Source organism: Streptomyces sp. NPDC030143, assembly GCF_055573695.1.
On sequence record NZ_JBVIAY010000011.1, the window covers coordinates 170164 to 191365 of the forward strand.

The 21202-nt window shown below is 71.2% G+C and carries 21 protein-coding genes and 1 pseudogene; 12 read left to right on the forward strand and 10 right to left on the reverse strand.

Translation table 11 applies throughout. The features are described from left to right. Nucleotides 1–313 precede the first annotated feature (313 nt). Nucleotides 314–958: an NADPH-dependent F420 reductase gene (locus ACZ4YY_RS20710; protein WP_468291955.1), complete on the forward strand. Its 645-nt coding sequence runs from the start codon at nt 314–316 to the stop codon at nt 956–958. A 63-nt stretch (nt 959–1021) separates the two neighbouring features. Here the strand turns inward: ACZ4YY_RS20710 and ACZ4YY_RS20715 are convergent, their stop codons facing one another. From ACZ4YY_RS20715 to ACZ4YY_RS20730, 4 genes are all read right to left on the reverse strand, one after another. Beyond that, complete coding sequence (locus tag ACZ4YY_RS20715; protein WP_468291958.1) at nt 1022–2062, reverse strand: LacI family DNA-binding transcriptional regulator; 1041 nt, start codon at nt 2060–2062, stop codon at nt 1022–1024. Between the two features lie 77 nt (nt 2063–2139). Then, on the reverse strand, nt 2140–2976 hold the full coding sequence (locus ACZ4YY_RS20720; protein WP_468291961.1) for an ATP-binding cassette domain-containing protein: 837 nt from the start codon (nt 2974–2976) through the stop codon (nt 2140–2142). Then, a complete protein-coding gene (locus tag ACZ4YY_RS20725; protein ID WP_468291964.1) occupies nt 2973–3986 on the reverse strand; it encodes an ABC transporter permease in 1014 nt (337 codons plus the stop codon). The genes ACZ4YY_RS20720 and ACZ4YY_RS20725 overlap by 4 nt, the downstream gene beginning before the upstream one ends. Nucleotides 3987–4140: 154 nt before the next feature. After that, nucleotides 4141–5163, reverse strand: a complete 1023-nt coding sequence (locus ACZ4YY_RS20730) for a substrate-binding domain-containing protein (RefSeq protein ID WP_468291968.1) — start codon at nt 5161–5163, stop codon at nt 4141–4143. Between the two features lie 249 nt (nt 5164–5412). On the opposite strand from ACZ4YY_RS20730, the gene ACZ4YY_RS20735 reads away from it, so the two are divergent. The 5 genes and pseudogenes from ACZ4YY_RS20735 to ACZ4YY_RS20755 all read left to right on the forward strand — a co-directional run. Further along, on the forward strand, nt 5413–6375 hold the full coding sequence (locus ACZ4YY_RS20735; protein ID WP_468291971.1) for a carbohydrate kinase family protein: 963 nt from the start codon (nt 5413–5415) through the stop codon (nt 6373–6375). A 217-nt stretch (nt 6376–6592) separates the two neighbouring features. Next, nucleotides 6593–9154, forward strand: a complete 2562-nt coding sequence (locus ACZ4YY_RS20740; RefSeq protein WP_468291974.1) for a GH32 C-terminal domain-containing protein — start codon at nt 6593–6595, stop codon at nt 9152–9154. Between the two features lie 26 nt (nt 9155–9180). Continuing rightward, nucleotides 9181–9474, forward strand: coding sequence for a putative quinol monooxygenase (locus ACZ4YY_RS20745; RefSeq protein WP_468291977.1), 294 nt, complete (start codon nt 9181–9183; stop codon nt 9472–9474). Nucleotides 9475–9625: 151 nt separating this feature from the next. Further along, nucleotides 9626–10387: a DUF6193 family natural product biosynthesis protein gene (locus ACZ4YY_RS20750; RefSeq protein ID WP_468291980.1), complete on the forward strand. Its 762-nt coding sequence runs from the start codon at nt 9626–9628 to the stop codon at nt 10385–10387. 184 nt (nt 10388–10571) lie between these two features. Next, nucleotides 10572–11003 (forward strand): annotated as a pseudogene (locus ACZ4YY_RS20755) (ATP-binding protein); the annotation flags it as partial. Between the two features lie 288 nt (nt 11004–11291). Here ACZ4YY_RS20755 and ACZ4YY_RS20760 read toward each other — a convergent pair. After that, nucleotides 11292–11507: a hypothetical protein gene (locus tag ACZ4YY_RS20760; protein ID WP_468291982.1), complete on the reverse strand. Its 216-nt coding sequence runs from the start codon at nt 11505–11507 to the stop codon at nt 11292–11294. A 95-nt stretch (nt 11508–11602) separates the two neighbouring features. Here ACZ4YY_RS20760 and ACZ4YY_RS20765 point away from each other — a divergent pair, with 95 nt between their 5' ends. The 3 genes from ACZ4YY_RS20765 to ACZ4YY_RS20775 all read left to right on the forward strand — a co-directional run bounded on the left by ACZ4YY_RS20765 (nt 11603) and on the right by ACZ4YY_RS20775 (nt 14147). Continuing rightward, complete coding sequence (locus tag ACZ4YY_RS20765) at nt 11603–11944, forward strand: hypothetical protein (protein WP_468291985.1); 342 nt, start codon at nt 11603–11605, stop codon at nt 11942–11944. Between the two features lie 202 nt (nt 11945–12146). Further along, nucleotides 12147–12584: a DUF2809 domain-containing protein gene (locus ACZ4YY_RS20770; RefSeq protein ID WP_468291988.1), complete on the forward strand. Its 438-nt coding sequence runs from the start codon at nt 12147–12149 to the stop codon at nt 12582–12584. Nucleotides 12585–13103: 519 nt separating this feature from the next. Continuing rightward, nucleotides 13104–14147: a hypothetical protein gene (locus tag ACZ4YY_RS20775; protein WP_468291991.1), complete on the forward strand. Its 1044-nt coding sequence runs from the start codon at nt 13104–13106 to the stop codon at nt 14145–14147. Between the two features lie 14 nt (nt 14148–14161). Here ACZ4YY_RS20775 and ACZ4YY_RS20780 read toward each other — a convergent pair whose 3' ends face one another. Together ACZ4YY_RS20780 and ACZ4YY_RS20785 are read right to left on the reverse strand one after the other, a co-directional pair. Beyond that, nucleotides 14162–15622 carry a hypothetical protein gene (locus ACZ4YY_RS20780; protein WP_468291994.1) on the reverse strand — a complete coding sequence of 487 codons (1461 nt, stop codon included), beginning with the start codon at nt 15620–15622 and terminating at the stop codon, nt 14162–14164. 173 nt (nt 15623–15795) lie between these two features. Beyond that, a complete protein-coding gene (locus ACZ4YY_RS20785) occupies nt 15796–16203 on the reverse strand; it encodes a MerR family transcriptional regulator (protein WP_468291997.1) in 408 nt (135 codons plus the stop codon). A gap of 49 nt (nt 16204–16252) precedes the next feature. Here ACZ4YY_RS20785 and ACZ4YY_RS20790 point away from each other — a divergent pair, with 49 nt between their 5' ends. Continuing rightward, nucleotides 16253–17137, forward strand: coding sequence for an NAD(P)-dependent oxidoreductase (locus ACZ4YY_RS20790; RefSeq protein WP_468292000.1), 885 nt, complete (start codon nt 16253–16255; stop codon nt 17135–17137). Nucleotides 17138–17213: 76 nt separating this feature from the next. On the opposite strand, the gene ACZ4YY_RS20795 is transcribed toward ACZ4YY_RS20790, so the two are convergent. The 3 genes from ACZ4YY_RS20795 to ACZ4YY_RS20805 form a co-directional block, all read right to left on the reverse strand. Continuing rightward, the gene (locus ACZ4YY_RS20795; RefSeq protein ID WP_468292003.1) at nt 17214–18041 is read right to left on the reverse strand and encodes an MOSC domain-containing protein; all 828 of its coding nucleotides are present in this window, start codon (nt 18039–18041) and stop codon (nt 17214–17216) included. 404 nt (nt 18042–18445) lie between these two features. Further along, on the reverse strand, nt 18446–18658 hold the full coding sequence (locus ACZ4YY_RS20800) for a DUF4287 domain-containing protein (protein ID WP_468292006.1): 213 nt from the start codon (nt 18656–18658) through the stop codon (nt 18446–18448). An 80-nt stretch (nt 18659–18738) separates the two neighbouring features. After that, the gene (locus tag ACZ4YY_RS20805) at nt 18739–19545 is read right to left on the reverse strand and encodes an alpha/beta fold hydrolase (RefSeq protein ID WP_468292009.1); all 807 of its coding nucleotides are present in this window, start codon (nt 19543–19545) and stop codon (nt 18739–18741) included. Between the two features lie 183 nt (nt 19546–19728). On the opposite strand from ACZ4YY_RS20805, the gene ACZ4YY_RS20810 reads away from it, so the two are divergent. Continuing rightward, the gene (locus ACZ4YY_RS20810) at nt 19729–20337 is read left to right on the forward strand and encodes a TetR/AcrR family transcriptional regulator (protein WP_468292012.1); all 609 of its coding nucleotides are present in this window, start codon (nt 19729–19731) and stop codon (nt 20335–20337) included. Nucleotides 20338–20369: 32 nt separating this feature from the next. Beyond that, nucleotides 20370–21194: an alpha/beta fold hydrolase gene (locus ACZ4YY_RS20815; protein ID WP_468292015.1), complete on the forward strand. Its 825-nt coding sequence runs from the start codon at nt 20370–20372 to the stop codon at nt 21192–21194. Nucleotides 21195–21202: the final 8 nt, after the last annotated feature.

Below are 21202 nucleotides of genomic sequence, written 5' to 3' on the forward strand. Positions count from 1 at the left end.
GAACGGGCTTGCTGTCGGAGTACGAGCCCGCGCTCTCGCCCCGCCGGTCGTCGAGTGAGCGATGGGCGCCCGCCGAAGTGCGAGCCGCTGCTCGGGTTACACGAGCCGGCGCGGCCCGCGGAGCAGTGCCGTGAGCAGGTACGGAGCGATGATGTCGGCCGGCATGACCCCCGGTCCGCTCCACACGCCGACACGCGCGCGACCCCACGGGTGCCGACGGGGTCGTACATCCCTGGGAGGACGACCTTGGTGCCGGTCCACCCGGGCCCGCGGTCGGATCCGCGGGGCCCCGGCGGACGGTTAACGTCACGCCATGCGTATAGGATTGCTTGGCACCGGTAACGTCGCCCGCGCACTGGCCCAGGGCTGGAGCGCCGCTGGACACGAGGTACTCCTCGGCTCACGCCGGCCCGAGGAGCGGACCCACCTCGCCCTCCCCGTCGCGGGGTTGAACGAGACGGCCGCCCAGGCGGAGGTGCTGGTCAACGCCACCCCGGGGGCCGTCTCCGTGGAACTGCTGCACTCCATCGGGGCGCAGGCGCTGGCCGGTACCCCGCTGATCGACGTCGGGGTGGGGCTCTCCGACGACTTCACCAAGCTCTCGCACCCCAACAGCAGCCTGGGAGAACAGATCCAGGAGGCGTTCCCCCTGACCCCCGTCGTCAAGACGCTGTGCACCATGGACTCCACGGTGATGACCGATCCGGGCGGCCTCGACGGCCCGAGCACCGTCTTCCTCTCCGGCGACGACGCCGAAGCCAAACGGACCACCGGCCGACTGCTCACCGACCTCGGCTGGCCCCCCTCGTCCCAACTGGACATCGGCGGCATCACCACCGCACGGGGACAGGAGCACTTCGCCCTGCTCTTCATGGGCATCGCGGGCGGCCTGGGGGCTCACACGTTCAACATCAAGGTGGTCACCCGCCCCACCGCGCAGGGGCAGCCGTCCCCGTGACCGGGCCGGACGGACACAGGGTCGGGTGACGTCGTCGACTCACCGTGCGGCGGGGGGGGGCCGTCAGGCCGTCACGCCCTCCCGTCGCGCGGCGGCGGGGCGCTCGCCGGAGCCGCGGACGATCAGCCGCGTGGGCACGGTGAGGGTCCGGGCGCGGGTGCGGTCGCCGTCGAGGCGGGCCAGGGCGGTGGTCGCGGCCGCCCGGCCGATCTCCTCGGGGTCCTGGGCGACGACGGTCAGGGCCGGTTCTAGCGCCTCGGAGAGCGGCACGTCGTCGAAGGCGACGAACGCGACGTCCTTGCGTCTGCTGCGGGAGAGTTCGGCGACTATGCCCAGCGCGACCATGTTGTTGCCGGCGAACAGGGCCGTGGGCGGGTCGGGCAGGCCGAGCAGCTGGGAGGTGGCGGCGGCGGCCCCGCGCTGGTCGTGGGCGTTGGTGACCAGCGAGCGGTCGTGGGCGAGGCCGGCTTCCTCCAGGGCCGCCCGGTAGCCCGCGAAGCGTTCGCGGCGGGTGTACAGCCTGAGGGGCAGGTCGCCGATGAACCCGATGCGCCGGTGTCCGTGGGCGATCAGGTGGGCGACCCCGTCATGCGCCCCCGCGCGGTTGGAGCTGACGACACTGTCCGTGGCCAGGCCCACGCCCGGACGGTCGATGAAGACCACCGGCATCCCCGCGGTGCGGGGGGACTTGAGGTGCGTGTGGTCGGCGCCGACGGACGGCACCACCATCAGGATGCTGACGCGCCGGGCGAGGAACTTGTCCGTCAGCGCGCGTTCCCGGGCGGGGTCGTCCGCGGACGAGCCCATGAGCAGGGTCAGTCCGCGCTCGAGCACGGTGTCCTCGATCGCGCCGGCGACGGCCCCGAAGAAGGGGTTGCCGAGGTCGGGGACGACGAGTCCGATGGTGGTGTCGGGACCGCCGACGCGGATGTTGCGGGCCATCAGGTTCGGCTGGAAGCCGAGCCTGGCCACGGCGGCAAGGACCTGTTCCCTGGTCCGGACGGAGACGGGCCCGTCCTCGTTGAGGACCCGGGACACCGTCTTGGCGCTGACGCCCACCTCTCGGGCGACGTCGGCCAGGGTGGGGCGGCGGTTCGCTGCCATGGAGGAAACCGTCTCCTGTGCTCGTCGGTTCCGGCCGCGGCCTCGGCCGGCAACCTGTGAGTGCTCGGGTCGTGCGGTCAGGTGGCCTGGACTCCCGCGGCCTTCGCGGCCTCGGAATCCGCTACGACAGTACCGCCGGTCTCGTTCACGGTGAGCGCGCCGGTCATGATGGCGACGACCTCCGCCATGGAGTAGTCGGACGGCTTGATGAGTGCGGCGCGCCGGCCGAGGCGGTGGACGTGGATCCGGTCGGCGATCTCGAAGACGTGCGGCATGTTGTGGCTGATCAGGACTACCGGCATGCCCTTGTCGCGGACGCGGCGGATGAGGTCCAGCACCTGGCCCGACTCCTTGACGCCGAGCGCGGCCGTGGGCTCGTCCATGACGACGACACTGCGCGCCCAGGCGACGGACCGGGCGACCGCGACGGCCTGCCGCTGCCCGCCGGAGAGCGTCTCGACCGACTGGGTCAGCGAACGCAGGCCGATCTTCAGGTCCGCCATGTGCTCGGCGGCCTCCTGGCGCATCCGCTTCTTGTCCAGCATGCGGAAGACACTGCCGAGGACACCGGGGCGCCGCAGCTCGCGCCCGAGGAACATGTTCGAGGCGATGTCCATCGAAGCGGCCACGGCCAGGTCCTGATACACCGTCTCGATGCCGTGCGCGCGGGCGCTCTGCGGACCGGAGAAGGTGATGGGCTCGCCGTTGAGGCGTATCTCGCCCGCGTCGGGGACCACGGCTCCCGTGAGGGCCTTGATGAGGCTGGTCTTGCCGGCGCCGTTGTCGCCGATGACGGCGAGCACCTCGCCCGGCAGCAGGTCGAAGTCGGCGCCGTCGATGGCGGTGACGTGACCGTAGCGCTTGACCAGACCACGGGCCTGGAGAACGGGGGTGGGGGAGGAGGTGGCGCTCATCGGGCCTTCTTCCGGGAGATCTGGTCGACGGTCACCGCGAGGATCACCAGCACACCGGTGATCAGCGTCTGGTAGATGGAGGCGACGCCCATCAGTTGGAGTCCGTTGCGGAAGACGCCGACGATGAGGACGCCGATGAAGGTGCCCAGCACCGAACCGCGCCCGCCGAAGAGGCTGGTGCCGCCGAGGACCACGGCGGTGATGCTGTCGAGGTTGTCCGTCTGCCCCGCCTGCGGGTCACCGACTCCGGTGCGGGAGATGAGCAGCAGCGCGGCGATGCCGTAGAGGAGGCCGGCGACGGTGTAGACGCCGATGGTCAGCCGGGACGTGCGGATGCCGTTCAGCCGCGCCGCCTCCTGGCTGTTGCCGAGGGCGTAGACGTGCCGGCCCCAGCCGGTGCTGCTCAACGCGTAGGCGAGGAGCAGGAACAGGGCGATGGTGACCAGCGAACCGTAGGTGATGTCGGTGCGGCCGAGCGGGAAGGTCTGCCCGAGGGCCGTCAGCGGGCCGGGCAGGTTGGTGACGGTCTGTTCCTCGGAGTAGATGTGGGTCAGCGCGAACGCCACGTTGAGCATGCCGAGGGTGACGATGAACGGCGGCAGCGGGATCTTCTGCACCAGCAGTCCGTTGAGCAGACCGAAGCCGCCGCAGACGGCCAGGCCCAGAGCGATGGCGACCAGCGGGGGCAGGGAACCCTCGGCCGCCATCTTGGCGATGACGATGCTGCCGAACGCCATCACGGCTCCGCACGACAGGTCGATGCCCGCGGTGAGGATGATCAGGGTCTGTCCGATGGCGAGGGTGCCGACCACCATGACCTGCTGCACGATCAGGGAGAAGTTCCCGCCCGTGAGGAACTGGTCGGTCGACAGGGAGAAGAAGACGCAGGCGAGGAGGAGGGCGACCAGGGGCCCGGTGGTCGGTGCCGTGAGCAGTCGGCGGGCCGTGGTCGGTGCCTTGAGCTCCGCGTACGGCGCGGACGTGGACGGTGGCGTGGACGTGGCAGTCATGCGAGGTCCTTGTCGGAAGACAGAAGTCCTTGCCGCTCCTTGCCGCAGGACAGGAGGACAAGAGGACGAGGGGACGGCCGTCCCCGTCCGGGCGGGAGGGGCCGGCCGCCCCGCTGGGGGAGGGGCGGCGTCGTACGGTCCGGGGGCCGGCGGCTCAGCCCCAGCAGTTCTCCAGACCGAAGGCGGTGTCCTTCGACGTGACACCGCTCTGCGCCTTGTCGGTGATCAGGGTGACGCCGGTGTCGGTGTACCCGGACGCCTTCTTGCCGCCCTTGGCGAACGCCACGACGGCCTTGACGCCCTCGGCGGCCATCTTCAGCGGGTACTGCTGCGAGGTCGCGGCGATCTTGCCGTCCTTGACCGCCTGCGTGCCGGTGCAGCCGCCGTCGACGGACACGATCAGCACGTCCTTCTCCCGGCCCTTGGCCTTCAGCGCGGTGTAGGCGCCCAGGGCGGCCGGTTCGTTGATCGTGTAGACGACGTTGATGCCGGGCTCCTTCTGCAGACAGTTCTCCATCGCCGTCTGGCCCTTGGACTGGTCGCCTCCGGTGTCCTGGGAGCACACGACCGCCGGGTCCTTCTCGCCGATGCCGAAGCCCTTGAGGAAACCGTCGTGCCGCTGGACGCCGACGGAGACGCCCGGCGCGAGGTCGAGGGTGGCTATCTTGGCGGCCTTGCCCTTCATGGCGGCCTTGGCGTACTCGCCGATCAGCTGGCCGGCCTTGAGGTTGTCGGTGGCGAAGAGGGCGTCGACCGCGCTCTCCGGGTCGGTCGGCGTGTCCAGGGCGATCACCAGCACACCCTTGGCGCGGGCCTTCTCGAGCGCCGGCACGATGGCCTTGGAGTCGCTCGGGGTGATCAGGATGCCCTTCACACCGGCGGCGACCATGTTCTCGATGGCGGTGACCTGACCGGCGTTGTCGCCGTCGAACTTGCCGGCCGCGGTCATGAGATCGACGCCCTCGGCCTTCGCGGTCTTCTCCGCGCCCTCCTTCATCTTCACGAAGAACGGGTTGGTGTCGGTCTTGGTGATCAGACCGACCTTGACGTCGCCCGAACCGGCGCCGGCGGAACCCGATCCGGAGCCGGATCCGCAGGCCGTCAGGGTGAGGGCCGCGATGCCGGTGACGGCGGCGGCTCTGAGGACGGAGGAGGACGGGCGAATGCTGCGAGACATGATCGACTCCTGTGGGATAGCGAGCGGCACGGGGGCTGGGAACGGAGCATGCCGCCCCGGGTGTCAGCGTTGACTTATGTCATCGTTGACACTGCATGGCGAGGATGATGGACTCCCCGTCCCGGCAACGTCAATGCCTTCCGCCCGTCACAAATCGGCAACGCCCACGGTCGCCGCCGGCCCACGGCCGACCGGTGACCCGCGCGCGGCCCGTCCCGTCCGCCCGTCCGCCCGAGAGAAGAGCAGCCCATGAGTCCGCGTCAGATCACCGTCCTGGGGGAGTGCGTCGCCGACGCCTTCACCGAAACCGCGAGCGCCTCGAACGAACTCGCCCTGCGGGTGCTGCCCGGCGGCGGACCCGCGAACACGGCGGTGGCCCTGGCCCGGCTCGGCACCCCCGCCCGCTTCCTCGCCCGCCTGTCGGGCGATGTCTTCGGCCGGCTGTTCCGGGCCCATCTGGAGGCCTCCGGCGTCGACCTGTCGTACACCGTCGCGGCCGCCGAGCCCAGCACGCTGGCCGTGGCCGAGCTGGACGCCCACGGGCAGGCCGCGTTCTCCTTCCACGCCCAGAACACGGCCGACTGGCAGTGGACCGCGGAGGAGCTGGCGAGAGTCGATCTGTCGGAAACATCCTGTGTGCACACCGGGTCGCTGGCGCTGGTCCGCGAGCCCGGAGCGGCGGTGGTGGAGGAGTTCCTCGCGGCGGCCTCGGGCCGGGCCACCGTCAGCATCGACCCGAACGTCCGGCCCCTCCTGGTGCGCCCCGAGGTCTACCGCGCCCGGCTGGCGCACTGGTGCGGCCTCGCGGACCTCCTGCGGCTCAGCGAGGACGACCTGCGCCTTCTCCTGCCGGGCGCCTCACCCGAGGAGGCGTGCGACACCTGGCACGAGGCGGGGGTGCCGCTCGTCGTGATCACGCTCGGCGCCGACGGTGCCCTGGCCTCGCTCGACGGCGAACGGGTACGCGTGCCCGCGGTGACGGCGCGGGTCGTCGACACAGTCGGCGCGGGGGACTCCTTCACCGCCGGGCTGCTGCACCGCCTCGGTGGCCGCGGTCTCCTCGGCGGCCGGCTGACCGGTATCGGTCTCGACGACGTCGAGGACGCCTGCCGGTTCGCCACCCGGGTGGCCGCCCTGACCTGCTCGGTCGCCGGCCCCAACCCGCCGTGGCAGCGGCAGTTGACGCCGCTCGCCGCCGCCGGTGGCGCCTGACGGACGGGGAGGTGGCGCCGGACGAATCCCGTCCGGGCCGTTGACGCGTCGGCCGGACTGCGCTCATAGTCATCGGGCCACTCGATGTCATCGATGACACATGTCAACGATGACACCCCTGGTCGGCGGTGTGGACGACACCGCCGGCCGGGGCGTCACTCTTCGGACCGTCCACCGCGGGCTGCGCGGTGCGGATGGCCGCAGCACAGGAGACAGCATGAGCTCTGGACGTGTATCCCGGCATGCCCGCCTGCGCCCGGTCGCGGCGGTGGCGACCGTCTGCGCCCTGGCCGCAGCCGCGCTCACCCCTCAGGCCGCAGCCGCCGACACCCCGCCGTACAGCGAGACCTACCGGCCCCAGTTCCACTTCACCCCGGAGAAGAACTGGATGAACGACCCCAACGGCCTCGTGTACTACAAGGGCGAATACCACCTCTTCTACCAGTACAACCCCAACGGGAACTCCTGGGGCGACATGTCCTGGGGACACGCGGTGAGCACGGACCTCGTGCACTGGAAGGAACTGCCGCTCGCCCTGTCGCACGACGACGAGGAGATGGTGTTCTCCGGCAGCGCGGTCGTCGACTGGAACAACACCACCGGGTTCGGCACCCCGGGGAACCCGCCCATGGTGGCGATCTACACCAGCCACGCCAAGGACACCGGCATCCAGGCCCAGTCGCTGGCCTACAGCACCGACCGCGGCCGCACCTGGACCAGGTACCAGGGCAATCCCGTACTCGACATCGGCTCCAAGGAGTTCCGCGACCCGAAGGTCCAGTGGTACGCGCCGACCAGGAGCTGGCTGATGACGGTGTCGCTGTCCACCGAGCACAAGGTGCGGTTCTACTCGTCCAAGAACCTCAAGGACTGGAGCCTGCTCAGCGAGTTCGGGCCGGCCGGTGCGACGGGCGGCGTGTGGGAGTGCCCCGACCTGTTCCCCCTCGCGGTCGACGGGGACCCGAACCGCATCAAGTGGGTCCTCGTCGTCAACATCAACCCCGGCGGCATCGCGGGCGGTTCGGCCGCCCAGTACTTCATCGGCGACTTCGACGGCAAGAAGTTCACCGCCGACGACAAGGGCACATACACCCCGCCCGCCGGCACCGTCACGCAGGACTTCGAGAACACCGACTTCGGAACGTGGACCACCACCGGCACCGCGTTCGGCCAGGGACCGGCGGCCGGGGCACTGACCGGGCAGGGCACGGTCGACGGCTACGACGGCAAGGGCCTCGCCAACAGCTTCCACTCGGGGGACGGCACCACCGGCACGCTCACCTCGCCCTCCTTCACCGTCGCCAGCCCCTACCTGAACTTCAAGGTCGGCGGCGGCCGGCACCCGCACGTACCGGGAACCGCCATGGAACAGGGACCGCCGCCCGAGGGGACGGTCCTCGCCGACTTCGAGGGCGGCACCTACGGCGACTGGACGACGACCGGAGACGCGTTCGGCCCGGCACCGGCCCCCGGCACCCTCCCGGGCCAGCAGGAGGTCTCCGGATTCCTGGGCAGCGGCCTGGTCAACACCTTCGTCAACGGTGACTCCACCACCGGAACCCTCACCTCCCCCGAGTTCACCCTCGACAAGGACTACGTCAACTTCCTCATCGGGGGCGGTAACCACCCCGCCGGCTCCACCGACCCGACCGCCATCGAACTCCTCGTCGACGGCCAGGTGGTGCGCAGCGCCACCGGACAGGACGCCGAGGCCCTCAACTGGTCCTCCTGGGACGTCCGCGACCTCGTCGGCAAGAAGGCGCACATCAAAATCGTCGACGACAGCACCGGCGGCTGGGGTCACATCAACGTCGACCACATCGTGCTGTCCGACAGCCGGGCCCGGCCCGTGTCCCGGGAGACCTCCGTCAACCTGGTCGTCGACGGCCAGATCGTCCGCAGCGCCACCGGCTCCGACAGCGAGACCCTCGACTGGGCCTCCTTCGACATGCGCCCTTACCTCGGCAGGCAGGCGCGGATCCAGATCGTCGACAACAACACCGCCGGCTGGGGCCACGTCCTCGCCGACCGGTTCACCGCCGCCGGTGCTCCCGCCCTCTCCGTCGTGCAGCGCGCCGACTGGGCCGACTACGGCAAGGACTACTACGCGGCGGTCTCCTGGGAGAACGCCCCGGGCGGCAAGCGGTACATGATCGGCTGGATGAACAACTGGGACTACGCCGGCGCCGTCCCCACCTCCCCCTGGCGCGGCGCGCAGAGCGTCCCCCGGGAGATGGCCCTGCGCACCGTCGACGGCCGCGTCCGGCTGACCAGCACCCCGGTGAACAGTCTGACGTCCCTGCGACAAGGCCCGCCGGTGTCCGCGACCGGGGTCACCGTCAGGAACACCTCGCGGCCCCTGACCGGCCGCGCGGCCGACGGCAGGGCGCTCGACATCGAGGCGACCTTCTCGTTGCAGGACGCCGAACGGTTCGGCCTGAAGGTGCGCACCCGAGCCGGGGGAGAGGAGACCGTCATCGGCTACGACACCACGACGCAGGAACTGTACGTCGATCGAACCCGCTCCGGCGCCGTGGACTTCGCCGGCACCTTCCCCGGCGTCCAGACCGCGCCCCTGAAGGCGAAGAACGGCAAGGTGACCTTGCGGATCCTGGTCGACTGGTCGTCCGTCGAGGTCTTCGGCGGCAGCGGCGAAGCGGTGATCACCGACCAGATCTTCCCCGACCCCGCGAGCCTGGGCGTGCGGCTCTTCGCCGAGAACGGCTCCGTGAAGCTGGACCGCGCCCGTGTCTGGCACCTCGACTCCTCCCGCGACTGACCCCGACCACGAAGGAACAGCACATCGTGAACAAGACCCTGCTCGCCGAGTTCACCGCCCGCGAGGGAGCCGAGGACGAGGTCGCCCGTCTGCTGCGGGACTACGCGCGGACGGTGCGCGAGGAAGACGGCAACCTTGCCTTCGACGTCTACACCAAGGCGTCCGACCCCCGCGCCTACTGGATCTTCGAGGTGTACCGCGACGAGGAGGCCTTCCAGGCCCACCTGAACGCCCCGTACGGCGGCCCGTTCAACGCGGCACTCGTCCCGCTCATCGAGGAGGACGCCTCCGTCCTGACGTTCCTCGACCCGAGGGACTGAGAGTTCGGAGCTCTGAGAGCCGAGTCCGGCCGCCGTCGGCCGGGCAGCGGCGAGTGCTGCCCGGCCGGCGGTGTCCGCCGCGGCTGGAAGCGGCACGGCCCCGGTGCCGCGGCTGGGCGACCGTCGCCCTGTTGCGGCACAATCGGCGGCCGTGGCCCACCATCCTGATCCCGTCGCCCTGTACCCCGACATCGCGACCCGAGGCAGCCTCGCCGCGGCGCTGCGAGCGGCAGCGCAGGAGGGCGGCTTCCGCCTCCCCGTCACGGCCTCGCACTCCAGGCCGCTGACCCGTGCCACCGTCGCGAGCAGGCTGCCGCACCGCGCGCCTCTCCTCGTCAGCGCGTGGGCGGTCGAACGCTGTTGGTCGATCCGCGGCGAGGAGACCATCCAGGGCATGGCACTCGTCGACGGCGACACCGACGATCTGCCGCAACTCGCCAGGGCCGCGCAGGCGTGGCACGACGGAGCCGCCCTGGGCGACATCCGCAACGCGGCGCCGTTCGTGCACCTGACCGGCCGCTTCGAGGTGCCCGACCACGATCCGGTGCGTCTGACCGAGTCCGAGTGGCGGCATCTGCGCACCGAGGCGAGGGAGGTGGACCTGCCGTGGGGGGACGCCTATCGCGCGCTGGTGGAGGCGGCCTGGGCCGAGCCGGCCCTGCGCGGCCTCTACCCGTTCACCAGTCACTGGACGTTGCGCTTCTCGATCACCACCCGGCCGTACCTGACCGTCCTCGGGCCGTGCCTGCTCGCCCATGATGTCGACCGGTACACGGTCAGTGCGACGTTCACCGGCACGGAGGTCCTCGCCCGCACCACCACGGCGCGGGAGGCGGTGGCGGCGGCCGTCCGTCATCTTCCGCACCGGTCCGGCCCCGTCACGTCCGGAGCGGTCCCCGCCGACAGCCCCTGAGGCGGTCGTCCTCCCGGGGCCCGCACGGCGACCGCCTCGGCGCCCGCGGAGCGCGCGGCCCCGCACCTGCGCGTCGGCGGCCTTCTCCGCCCGAGGAACCCCGCCGCGGTCGCCCCGTGCAGGGGCGGCGACCCGCCCTTCTCCTCCCGGGCCGGGGGAGAAGCAGCCCCCGGGAGGTACGCCCGCGGACGGCGTACCGTCGTCGGTGTCGAGCCCACGGCCGGCGGTCTGCTGTCACGTGCCGCGCACGCGCTCGGCTCGCGCGCACGTCTCCCGGCAGCTGAGCGCCTGGGAACGGGAGGAACTCGACTTCACCGCCGGACTCGTCGTCGGCGAACTCCTCACCGACGCCATCCGCTACGGCCGGCCTCCCGTGCGGCTCCGCCCCCTCCACGACCGCACCCTGCTGTGCGAGGTCTCCGACGCCGGCAGCACCACACCGCACCTGCGCCGGGCCCGCGTGCTCGACGAGGGCGGCCGCGGCCTCCTCCTGGTCGCCCGGCTCGCCCAACGGTGGGGAACCCGCCACGCCCGCCGGGGCAAGACGGTCCGGGCCGAACTGGGCGAGCCCACCGGCTCCCCCGCACCGGCGCCCGGCCAGGGGCGCGGGCGCTGATCGACGAGTCCCCCGGCAGCCCGCCACCTGCTGCCTCCCGCCGGTGCTGCCCGAACGGCCGCCACCGCAACGGCCGTCGAAGCCGGGGGAGGGCCTCCCGTTCCACGGGGTGGTCCGCTTCGCCGCCGACCGGGCCGCCGGCGCGCCCGTTCCCGACACGGAGAAGGACCGCCGACCCCCGGCCGCCCCGAGGGCCCGGCGGACCGTCGGGGCGCCTCCGGACGGAGACGATCCCTGACACCTCGCACCCCGGGGCCACCACCGAGCGGCGACGCCGCCGTACGCGGATCACCGAGGCCACACATCGGCTCCGCCTCCGCGCCACTCGATCAGCCCGGACCTGTGCACGTATGTCTCGTCGGCGCCCTCGATCCCCGCCTCGAGCAGGAACTCGACGAGGTCGAGCAGCCCGTACGCCACCCCCAGGAACCGGCCGTCGACGCGAACCCGCCGACCGCCGTCCGAGGCCGGCGGGAAGACGACGATGGGCTTCGGGGAGGCCATGCGACCAGCGTGCGGCGTGAGCCCGTCCGGCGCATGCGGGGCGCTCGGCGCGCTCGTACGCTGGTGGGGTGGGAAGGCCGGCACGGAGGTCTGCCATGTCGAAGGAGTCGCGGCACCGGCGGAGGGAGCAGCGCGAGCTGGTCCGCAAGCAGCCCGTGCGGGAGAGGTTCGCGGCCGCCCGCAGGCTGGCCGAGGGCGCCGACGTGGAGCTTCCGAACGTGCCGGTCACCCGCGAGCGCTTCGTCGCGGACGTCCGCGAGCACGTGGACACGGCGGGTCTCGGCACGCATCGGCTGCTCAGGTACCGGTACACGGTCACGGACTCGGCCACCGGCCGGCTCCAGAAGACCGGGTACGCGCTGAGCCGACACGGGGCCCAGGCGCACGCCACCCGCTACGTCAGCAAGATCCTCGACGGCAGGCACGTGATCAAGTAGCCGCCCCGGCACGTGATCAAGCAACTCGGCTCCCGGCGCGTGAGCAAGGGGCACCACTCCCGGCACGTGATGAAGCAAACGCCGGCTCCCGGCACGTGATGAAGCAGCACCGGCTCCCGGCACGTGATCAGGCGACACCGGCTGGCGTCACCTGATCAAGCAGCGCCGATGGCCGGCACGTCGTTCCGGCACCATGGGCCCCATGACCTACACCCGCGAAACCTCTGACGGAACCGCCGGCGCCGCCCCTCCGGCCCGGACCCGAACGGCGGCGGCCGGGGCCGCGGCCGTCACGGTCGTCGCGGCGCTGGGGCTCAGGGCCGTAGCGGCGGGGAGCGTGGCCAAGTACGGCGGAGACGCGCTCTACACCGTCCTGCTGCTGACGCTCGTCGTTGTGGCGGTGCCCCGGGTGAAGCCGCTGACCGCCGCCGCGGGAGCGTTGGGCGCCAGTTGGGCGATCGAGTTCCTTCAGCTCAGCGGTGTTCCCGCGCGCCTCTCCCAGGACAGCGTCGTCGCCCGTCTCGTACTCGGTTCCACTTTCAACGCACCCGACCTGTTCTGGTACGTGGTCGGCGCGGCGGTGGGCTTCCTGGTCCACACCGGGGCGCGCGCGTTGCCGACGCGCCGACCGACAGCCTGAGTTGAGCCCTTCCGAGCCGCCGCGCCCCGCACCGTGGGCGCGAGGGGACCGGAGTTCCCGTTGCGGTCTGCGCCGACCGGGTGAAGAGTGGGTGCAGGGGGCCGGGGCCGGCAATCGGACGAACCCACCACGACGCGAAGCGCATCTGGAACCGTCATGGCCACCTTCCGGCGATACGCCTTCCGCACGATCAGCGCGTCCCTCATCACTGCGGCGCTCGCATGTCCCGCGGGACCGACGGGCGTCGCGGCAGCAGGTCAGGCACCCCCTCTGAGTCCGACCGGCGCACCGGCCGGGACGACACCGCCTCCCGTGCCCACGCCCACGCCCCCTCCGACGCCCACGCCACCTCCCCCGCCGAACACGGTCGAGCCGCCGCCCCCCGAGCCCACGACGCCCGCACCGACCGATACGTCGGATCCGGGCGGGTCTCGGGACACTGACCCGCCGCCGACCTCCGACGGCACCGACCCGACGACGGCCGAGCCCCCGGCGGAACAGACGGAGCAGATCGACGAGGTGACGGCGAGCCTGTCCGCGACGCGGGAGAGCGTCCCCGGGGATGTCGCGCCGACGGTCGACGAATTGACCACCATCCTCCAAGCGGTGTCGGAACCGCAGACGTCGCCGCAGGACAGGCAGGGGGTCATCGAGAGCGCGCAGCACCTGACCACTGCGCTGGAGACCATCGGCGACGACAGCACACCCGGCGAGCTGCGGGACGAGCTGATCGGGCTCGTGCAACAGGTGTCCGCCACTCTGCAGGTGAGCCGCGACGCGCAGGTGCCGCCCGAGGAGCGTTCCCGTCTCCTCCTGGTGGTGAAGCGAACGACGTCCACGCTGCCCGTGATCTGCGACCCCGCCACTCCGGCGCCGGCACGAGAAGAACTGATGTCGACCGTGGGGAACCTGAACTTCGCCGTGGCGGTGCGGCCCAGCTCGCAACAGATCATGGCGGCAGCGCTGCAGACGGGCGCCGCGACGGCTGCGGCCGCAGACCCGAGGACGCCGGACGACAAGGCGGCACAGCTCCGGAAGACCGCACATGAGCAGAGCGAGACGCTGAAGAGGTTCAGCGACCCGAAGACGTCACCGCAGGACAGGGCAGGCGCCGAGAAGGAGATGCGAGACCGGACGGCGCGCATGAGCGAGCAGCAGGAGGACGCCGCCTCGGCTCAGGGCCGTCCGGACGAACCCGTCGGCAAGGCCGCCGCGGTCTGCACCAACGCCATATTCGATTCGGTTCCTGAACGCACGCTCGCCCAGGGGCTGAAGAGTCTGGTTCCCGAGACCTGGGACACCGAAGGGGTGAAGGATTTCTGGAAGGCGGTGGACCAGGGCGACGACCTGCTGGACGTGCTCGCTCAGTTGAGGAACGACGAGAACGTTCACGCGCCCTTCGACCTCGCACCGCTCATCACGGAACTCGCCGACATCGTCCCGAGGAACAAGCTGTTCGCCACCCTGGGCACCGATGCCCTCTACTGCCAGTCGACGGCCGCGTACCTCGACGAGGAGGGGGTCACGGCGGGGACCTGGCTGGCAGAGGGCCGCGACCGGTAGCGCGGGCGTCCCGGTCAGGAACCGGAAGGCCCCAGCAGTTCCGAGAGGGGCACCTCCGCACTGGCGCGCACCTTCGCGGCCCCGTATCTCTCCAGTTCCCTCCTCTCCTCCTGGAGGAAGCCGGACTCCCCTCTGAAGTCGAACGAGGAGATCGACGACAGCGGATCGCGTCCCGGGGACCAGATCGCGGTCACATAGCGCGGCCTGCGCGTGACGTTGATCAGGTTGTTGTTGTGCCAGACCCTGCCGTGGTAGAAGATCTGCTGGCCGCACCCCTCCTCCGGAGGACAGTAATAGCGGCCGGCGCCCTTGTCCCATGAATAGTGGGGGGTCGTGAACTCCTCCACCTCGATCCTGCCCCGGTCCTTCCGCATGTACGAGATGCGCAGTTCGACGCCGACGGTGTCGTACGCGGCGTCGTTGGGCAGCTGGAACACACGTTGGAGAGAGTATTCCTGGCCGGTCTCGAGCCGGTTGCCGGGGCCGTAGAAGTGGCCGCTGCTGATCGTGGTGTACACGAGGTGGCCGACGTGGAGGTCCGCCTCCCCGTCGTGCTCCCCGCGCCGTCCCGCGCTCTCCCTCCACTCCCGCACCAGATCCCTGTCCCGGGGACGCATCGCGTACTCGGCGGCCCTGCCGCGAACCGTGTAGATGTCATTGATGATGTACACCGGGATTCCGCCGGTGTTCTTCATGTAAAGGGTCAGTGGGACATGGACGAACGGGAGCGTGCGATCCGCCCGCGACTTCCCGAATTCCACCTTCAGATGGAAGTGCATCGGAGCGGCCGCGGGCTGGTACATGGTGGAGTAGGCCAGACTCAGACCGGTGAGGAGCGCGGAGGCCGCCACTCCGGCCGCGAAGGTCCTGGGCTGTGGAACTCCCTGCCATGATTTCTCGCGGACGAGCACCCAGACTGCCCAGACGGACCAGCACCAAAGAGAGGTGAACGCCGGCGTGTAGTGCGTGTACTCCCTTTCCTCGAGCCACATGAAAAGGAGAATGCTGTCGGTGGCCAGGGCGATGAGAGCCCCCAGGAGCACGATCGCCCCGGACGTCCTGAACTGCCGCCTCCCCCAGTGGTCGAGCGCCATCAGCGCGGCCGCCGCCTGCACCGCACCGGACAGGACGAACAGAAGGCCGCTGATCCGCTGCGCGAACGTCAGGGCCCCCAGGGCGTCCGGCCACCCCACGGCCGCGTTCAGGGCGGTGGACGCCAGCAGTCCCGTCATCATGAGCACGAGGGTGGCGCGTCTTCTCCCGGCGCGGTCGGGCCATGTCCTGCTGTCGCCTCCGCGCCAGCATATGGATGTCGTGTCCTCCAGATCCATGTCGTCCGGGTAGCCGAGGCGCCCGAGGATCTTGCGCAGGCCCTGCGACGACCAGGCACTGCCCACCGTCTCGCCGCCCATGGTGACGTGACGGAGCCCGCGGCTGTCCGGTGCCTCGACGACGATCCATGGTCGGATGCTCATGGAACCAGGCTCGAACCTGAACCGGTGGTGTGCACGCTGTGATACCCCGCCAGGGTGCACCGGCGGGACGCTCCGGCAGCGCTCAGGCCTCCGGAGCGCTCGGTCCGCCTCCACCGCCGGCGGCGCGGTGCCCCCGTGGCCCGGCGCGACCGGGACGGCTCCAAGGCGCTGTCTCAGGCGGGAACGGGCGTCAGGCCCGCACCGCCGAAGGGCGGGTAGCTCTCGCGGCCCGTCCGCTCGGCCGCATCGATGTACTCGGCGAGAGCGGTGCGGGACTGAGCGAGCCTGGCCATCTGGTCGTCCAGCCGCTGCAACCGTGACCGCATCGCGGCCAGTAACTCGGGACACCCGACCAGTTCCGGAGCCTCGCCGGTCGCGCAGGGCAACAGGTACGCGATGTCCTCGGAGGACAGACCGGCACCGAGCAGGTGCCGGATCTGTTTCACCCGCAGCACGGTGTCCTCGTCGTACTCGCGGTATCCGTTCGCGCGGCGGTCCGCCTCCAGCAGGCCCTGCGCCTCGTAGTAGCGCAGCTGACGGGCGTTGACGCCCGTCCGACGACTCAGTTCCCCGATCCGCATCAAAACCTCGCTTGACCTTCACACCGGTGTCAACGTCGACGATGCTGCCATGAACGACACACCCCTTACACCCGTGACGGTCATCGGACTCGGACTGATGGGCCGGGCCCTCGCCGGCGCGTTTCTGAAGGCCGGTCATCCCACGACCGTGTGGAACCGTACGGCCTCCAAGGCCGACCGGCTGGTCGCCGACGGCGCACGGTGGGCGCCGACGGTCGGTGCCGCGCTCGAGGCGGGAGACCTGACGGTCATCTGCGTCACCGACTACCAGGCCGTGTACGAACTGCTCGACCCGAGCGAAGCCGACCTGGACGGCGCGATGCTGGTCAACCTGACCTCGGGCGACTCGGCCCAGGCCCGGGAAGCCGCCCGCTGGGCCGAGCAGCGGGGCGCCCGCTACCTGGACGGTGCCGTCATGGCCGTCCCGGGGACGATCGGGACCGCCGAGGCGGTGATCCTGCACAGCGGGCCGCCGTCGGACTTCGAGGCGCACAGGTCGACGCTCGACGCGCTCGGTACCGTCACCCACCTCGGCGCGGACCCGGGGCTGGCGTCCCTGTACGACGTGGCCGGCCTGGCCATGATGTGGAGCGTGCTGAACGCCTGGCTCCAGGGCACCGCCCTGCTGCGGACGGCCGGTGTCGACGCCGCGACGTACGCGCCGTTCGCCCAGCAGATCGCCACCGTTGTGGCCACATGGCTGCCCGGGTACGCCGAGCAGATCGACAGCGGCTCCTTCCCGGCCGACGTCTCGGCCCTGGAGACCGACGCACGGGCCATGGCACACCTGATCGAGGAGAGCGAGGCGGTCGGTGTCAACGCCGAACTGCCCCGGCTGTTCAAGGCGATGGCCGACCGCTCGATCGCCGCCGGACACGGTGGCGAGCAGTATCCCGTGCTGATCGAGGAGTTCGGCAGACCGGGCAGGGACTGACCGGTGGCCGCGCTCCCGCCGCGGGCGCGGGCTCCGTCCGTCCCCCGCCCCGGGGCGCGGCGGACGCTTCCCGTTCTCACGGCTCCGACCCGGCCCACGCGTCGACGTCCACCGCGTCGCCGACCGACACCCTGCCGGGCCGCAGCACGGCGAACTTCGTGCCGAAGGCGACGCCGCCCCCGGCCGCCCGCCGGTAGCCGGCCAGGGTGCGCAGCGGCTCCGGGCCGGCCTTGGCCCCGGACACCTGGTCGACCAGGGTGACGGCGCACCGCAGGGCGAGCTTGGCGTAGCCCAGTTCGGCCCCGCCGATCCGGAGGCGACGGGCGCGGTCCTCGGTGTGCGGTTCGGCCCAGCCGTCGATCACGATGTTGGGGCGGAAGCGGTCCAGGGGCAGTGGTCGGGCTCCACGTTCGACGAGCTTGCGGTCGAGCAGGTCGAGCGTGGCGCGCGAGAGGACGTGCACGGCGCAGCTGTCGGCGTATCCGGAGGTGCCGGGCGTCACGCCGTCGGTCACCCGGTCGTGTTCCGGCGGCACGCGCACCAGCCGACTGCGCGCGCCGAGCACCTCCGAGAGCCAGTCACCTGCCGCACCGCCCTGGTCGATGCCCTGGTAGACGGTCCCGAACAGGTCCACCTCCCGCCGGACCCCGCAGGTGTCCACGGGGAGGTCGAGCGGCTCGGCTCCCGGCGCGTGCAGTGTGAGCCGTCCGCCGTCGGCGCTGACGACGGGGCGAATCAGGGCCAGTCCGGGATCCCGGCGCTGGGTGCGTCCCACACCCTTGTCGTCGACGACCATGAAGCTGCGGTCGTGGGCGAGCCCGGCGGGGGTCAGCGGCGCCTCGTGCGCCGAGGTACCGGCGCATCCCTTGACCGGGTAGTACGACAGTGCGACGACGCGGGCCATGGTGTTCCGTTCTGTTCCGCTGTGCGGTGACGAGGGCAGGGGTGAAGCCGTCGTAGCCCTGAGGGTCCTTGCACCATGAGCGCCTGATCAGGCCGCGCTGCCCGGGCGGGCATGGTGCAAGGACCCCTTGGAGCTCCGAACAGAAAGGGGAGCGCGGCTCGTGACGCCCGATCGTGCTGTAGCCGTCGAGGGCCGGTCTCCAGGACGGTGCGAGCAACCCCGAACGTGAGCGAGCAGGTGCAGCAAACTTACCCTGGTCGGGCGCCACCTGATGGGGCGGCAGCCCTTGCGCCCGCTGTCCACGGCCGCGTCGAGCGGGGCGGCGCCCTCCTCGACGGGCAGCCCGTTGAAGCAGTCGTCGACCGCGGTCCACGTCAGCTGGGACACGGTGAGTTCCCGATGGTTCACCCGGCGCTGTCCTCGGCCAGGGTGTGGGCGACGAGGGCGTTGGCGTGCCCGTGACCCAGACCGTGCTCGGCCTTGAGCCAGGCGACGACTTCCATGTGCCTGGTCAAGGGGGAGGAGCGGATGAACTCCTGCCATTCCGCGATCGGACGGCCGTACTTCTTCTCGATCGAGGGGAAGTAGACGGCGGGGCCTTTCACCGGTGCGGTCATGTCGCTGCCTTTCCTGGGTGTGATCTCGGGTGGATGTCGCTCCGTCGGTACTTCGTCGGCCGTCCTTCGGCGGCCGTGGGTCACCCCGTGAGGGAGGGGCCGGAGAAGAAGTCCGTCAGGACGGGGGCGAGGAGGCTGGCATCGATGGCGTGCTCCTGGCCCGGGAAGGTGTGCAGGGTGAAGTTGTCGGCGAGGGAGGCCAGTTCGCGCGCGCCGGTGAGCATGTGCGGTGCGCCGGCGTCGCCGCTGCCGACGAGGACCGGGATCGTGACGGACTGCCAGCGGTCGGGGGGCAGCGGTCGGCCGGACATGGTGTCGCCCATGACCCGTCCGTCGTAGGGGAGGGTGCGGGCGGTCGCCTCCATCTCGGCCCAGAAGGGAGCCTGCCGCATCCCCGCGACCGCCTCGGCGGGCATGCCCACGGCGGCGGTCATGAAGTAGGCCACGGCGTCGCCGTACGCCTCCCGTGCCACGAGTTCCTCCATGCGGGCGACGTAGTCGGCGGGCAGCGGCGGGCGGCTGGCGTCGGTGACGAAGGGCGGTTCGTAGAGGGCCAGCCGGGAGACCGCGCTGCCCCGGGCCGCGGCCTCCAGCGCCAGCACGGCACCGGAGGACATGCCGAAGACCTTCGCCGTACCGCCGGCGTGTTCGATCAGCGCGTCCAGGTCCTCCACCTCGCGCTGCACGTCATAGACGGCAGCGTCCCCGCTGTCGCCGCGGCCCCGGCGGTCGTACGTGATCACGGTGAAGTGCTCGGACAGCAGGGCGGCGAGTTCCCCGAAGGCGCCGCGGGTCATGAAGGCGCCGCCGACGAGCACCACGGCGGCACCCGCCCCCTGCTCCTCGTAGGCGATGACCGTGCCGTCGGACGAGAACACCTTGTCCATGCGATACCCCTCCACGTCGATAGGCGGACATGTCGATGCGCGCCGCAGCCCCTCGACACCCGGCCACGAAAGCCGGGTTCCCCCGGCTGTGGAACTGGACGGTACAGTACTCACCCGAGTACTGGTCAGTCCAGTACTCTTCGGGCCGGGAGGGGGACCGGGGATGACGACAGGGAGCCCATGATGGACAGCCGTTCCGAGCGCAAGCACCAGGCGATCCTGGAGGCCGCGACCACCGTGTTCCTGAACAAGGGGTACTCGGGGACGAGCATGGACGACATCGCCAGGCTGGCCGCGGTGTCCAAGCAGACCGTCTACAAGCACTTCGCCGACAAGGAGAAGCTGTTCGGGGAGATCGTCCTGGCCACCACCGACCGCATCGACGACATGATCGACCTGGTGGCCGACGTCCCTGCCAACGCCGACGGCCTGGAGGAGAACCTGACCCGCCTGGCGCGCCGGTTCCTGGAAACCCTCACCCAGCCCCAGGTGATCCAGTTGCGCCGTCTGATCATCTCCAACGCCGACACGTTCCCCGAACTCGGTGCCACCTGGTACGAGCGGGGCTTCGAACGCGTCCTGACCACCCTGGCCGCCACCTTCCGGCGCCTGACAGACCAGGGGCTGCTGAAGACCGACGACCCGATGCTGGCCGCCCACCACTTCGCCGGTCTGCTGCTGTGGATCCCGGTGAACCGGGCGATGTTCCACGGCAGCGCCCACGCCGGCGAGGCCGACCTCGACCGCTACGCCACGGGCGGCGTCCGCGCCTTCCTCGCCGCCTACCGCTGACCGACCCCTCACAAGCCCGGAGAACACGCCCCATGCCCTGGACCGAACGCACCGTCACACGCGACGGCGTCCGCATCTCCTGCCGTGACTGGGCAGGCCCCGGACGGCCCGTCGTCCTCCTGCACGGACTGGCGGGCCACGCGGGCGAATGGGACGCCGTCGCCCGGCGGCTGAGCGCCCGGCACCGGGTCGTGGCGGTCGACCAGCGCGGCCACGGCGCCAGCGAACGCCGCCCCGCCGACGTGTCACGCGCCGCCTACGTCGCCGACGTCGTCGCCGTACTGGACCAGCTCGGACTGCGCGCGCCCGTGGTCGTGGGCCAGTCGCTGGGCGGCCACACCGCCCTGCTCACCGCCGCCGCGCACCCCGACCTCGTCCACGCACTCGTCCTGGTCGAAGCCGGGCCCGGCGGGTCCGACCCCCAGGTGCAGGAGGAGATCGGGGCGTGGTTCGACGCGTGGCCCACACCGTTCCCCTCGCGGGAGGCCGCCGTGCGCTTCCTCGGCGGCGGGGCGGTCGGAGAGGGGTGGGCGGCCGGGCTGGAGGAGCGCGACGGCGGCTGGTGGCCCCGCTTCGACCGCGACGTCATGGTCCGCTCGCTGGACGAGAACGCACGGCGTTCCTCCTGGCGGGAATGGACGGAGATCACCTGCCCCACGCTGGTCGTGCTCGGCCGGTCCGGCATCCTCGCGCCACGGGAGATAGACGAGATGCTCCGTCTGCGGCCCGACGCCGCAGCCGTGAGCATCCCCGGCACGGGCCACGACCTCCACCTCGAACGGAGCGAGGTGCTGCGACAGCGGATCGAGGACTTCCTCGACGGGCTCCCCGAGCCCGTCGCCCCCGAGGGCGGCTGACCGGTGGT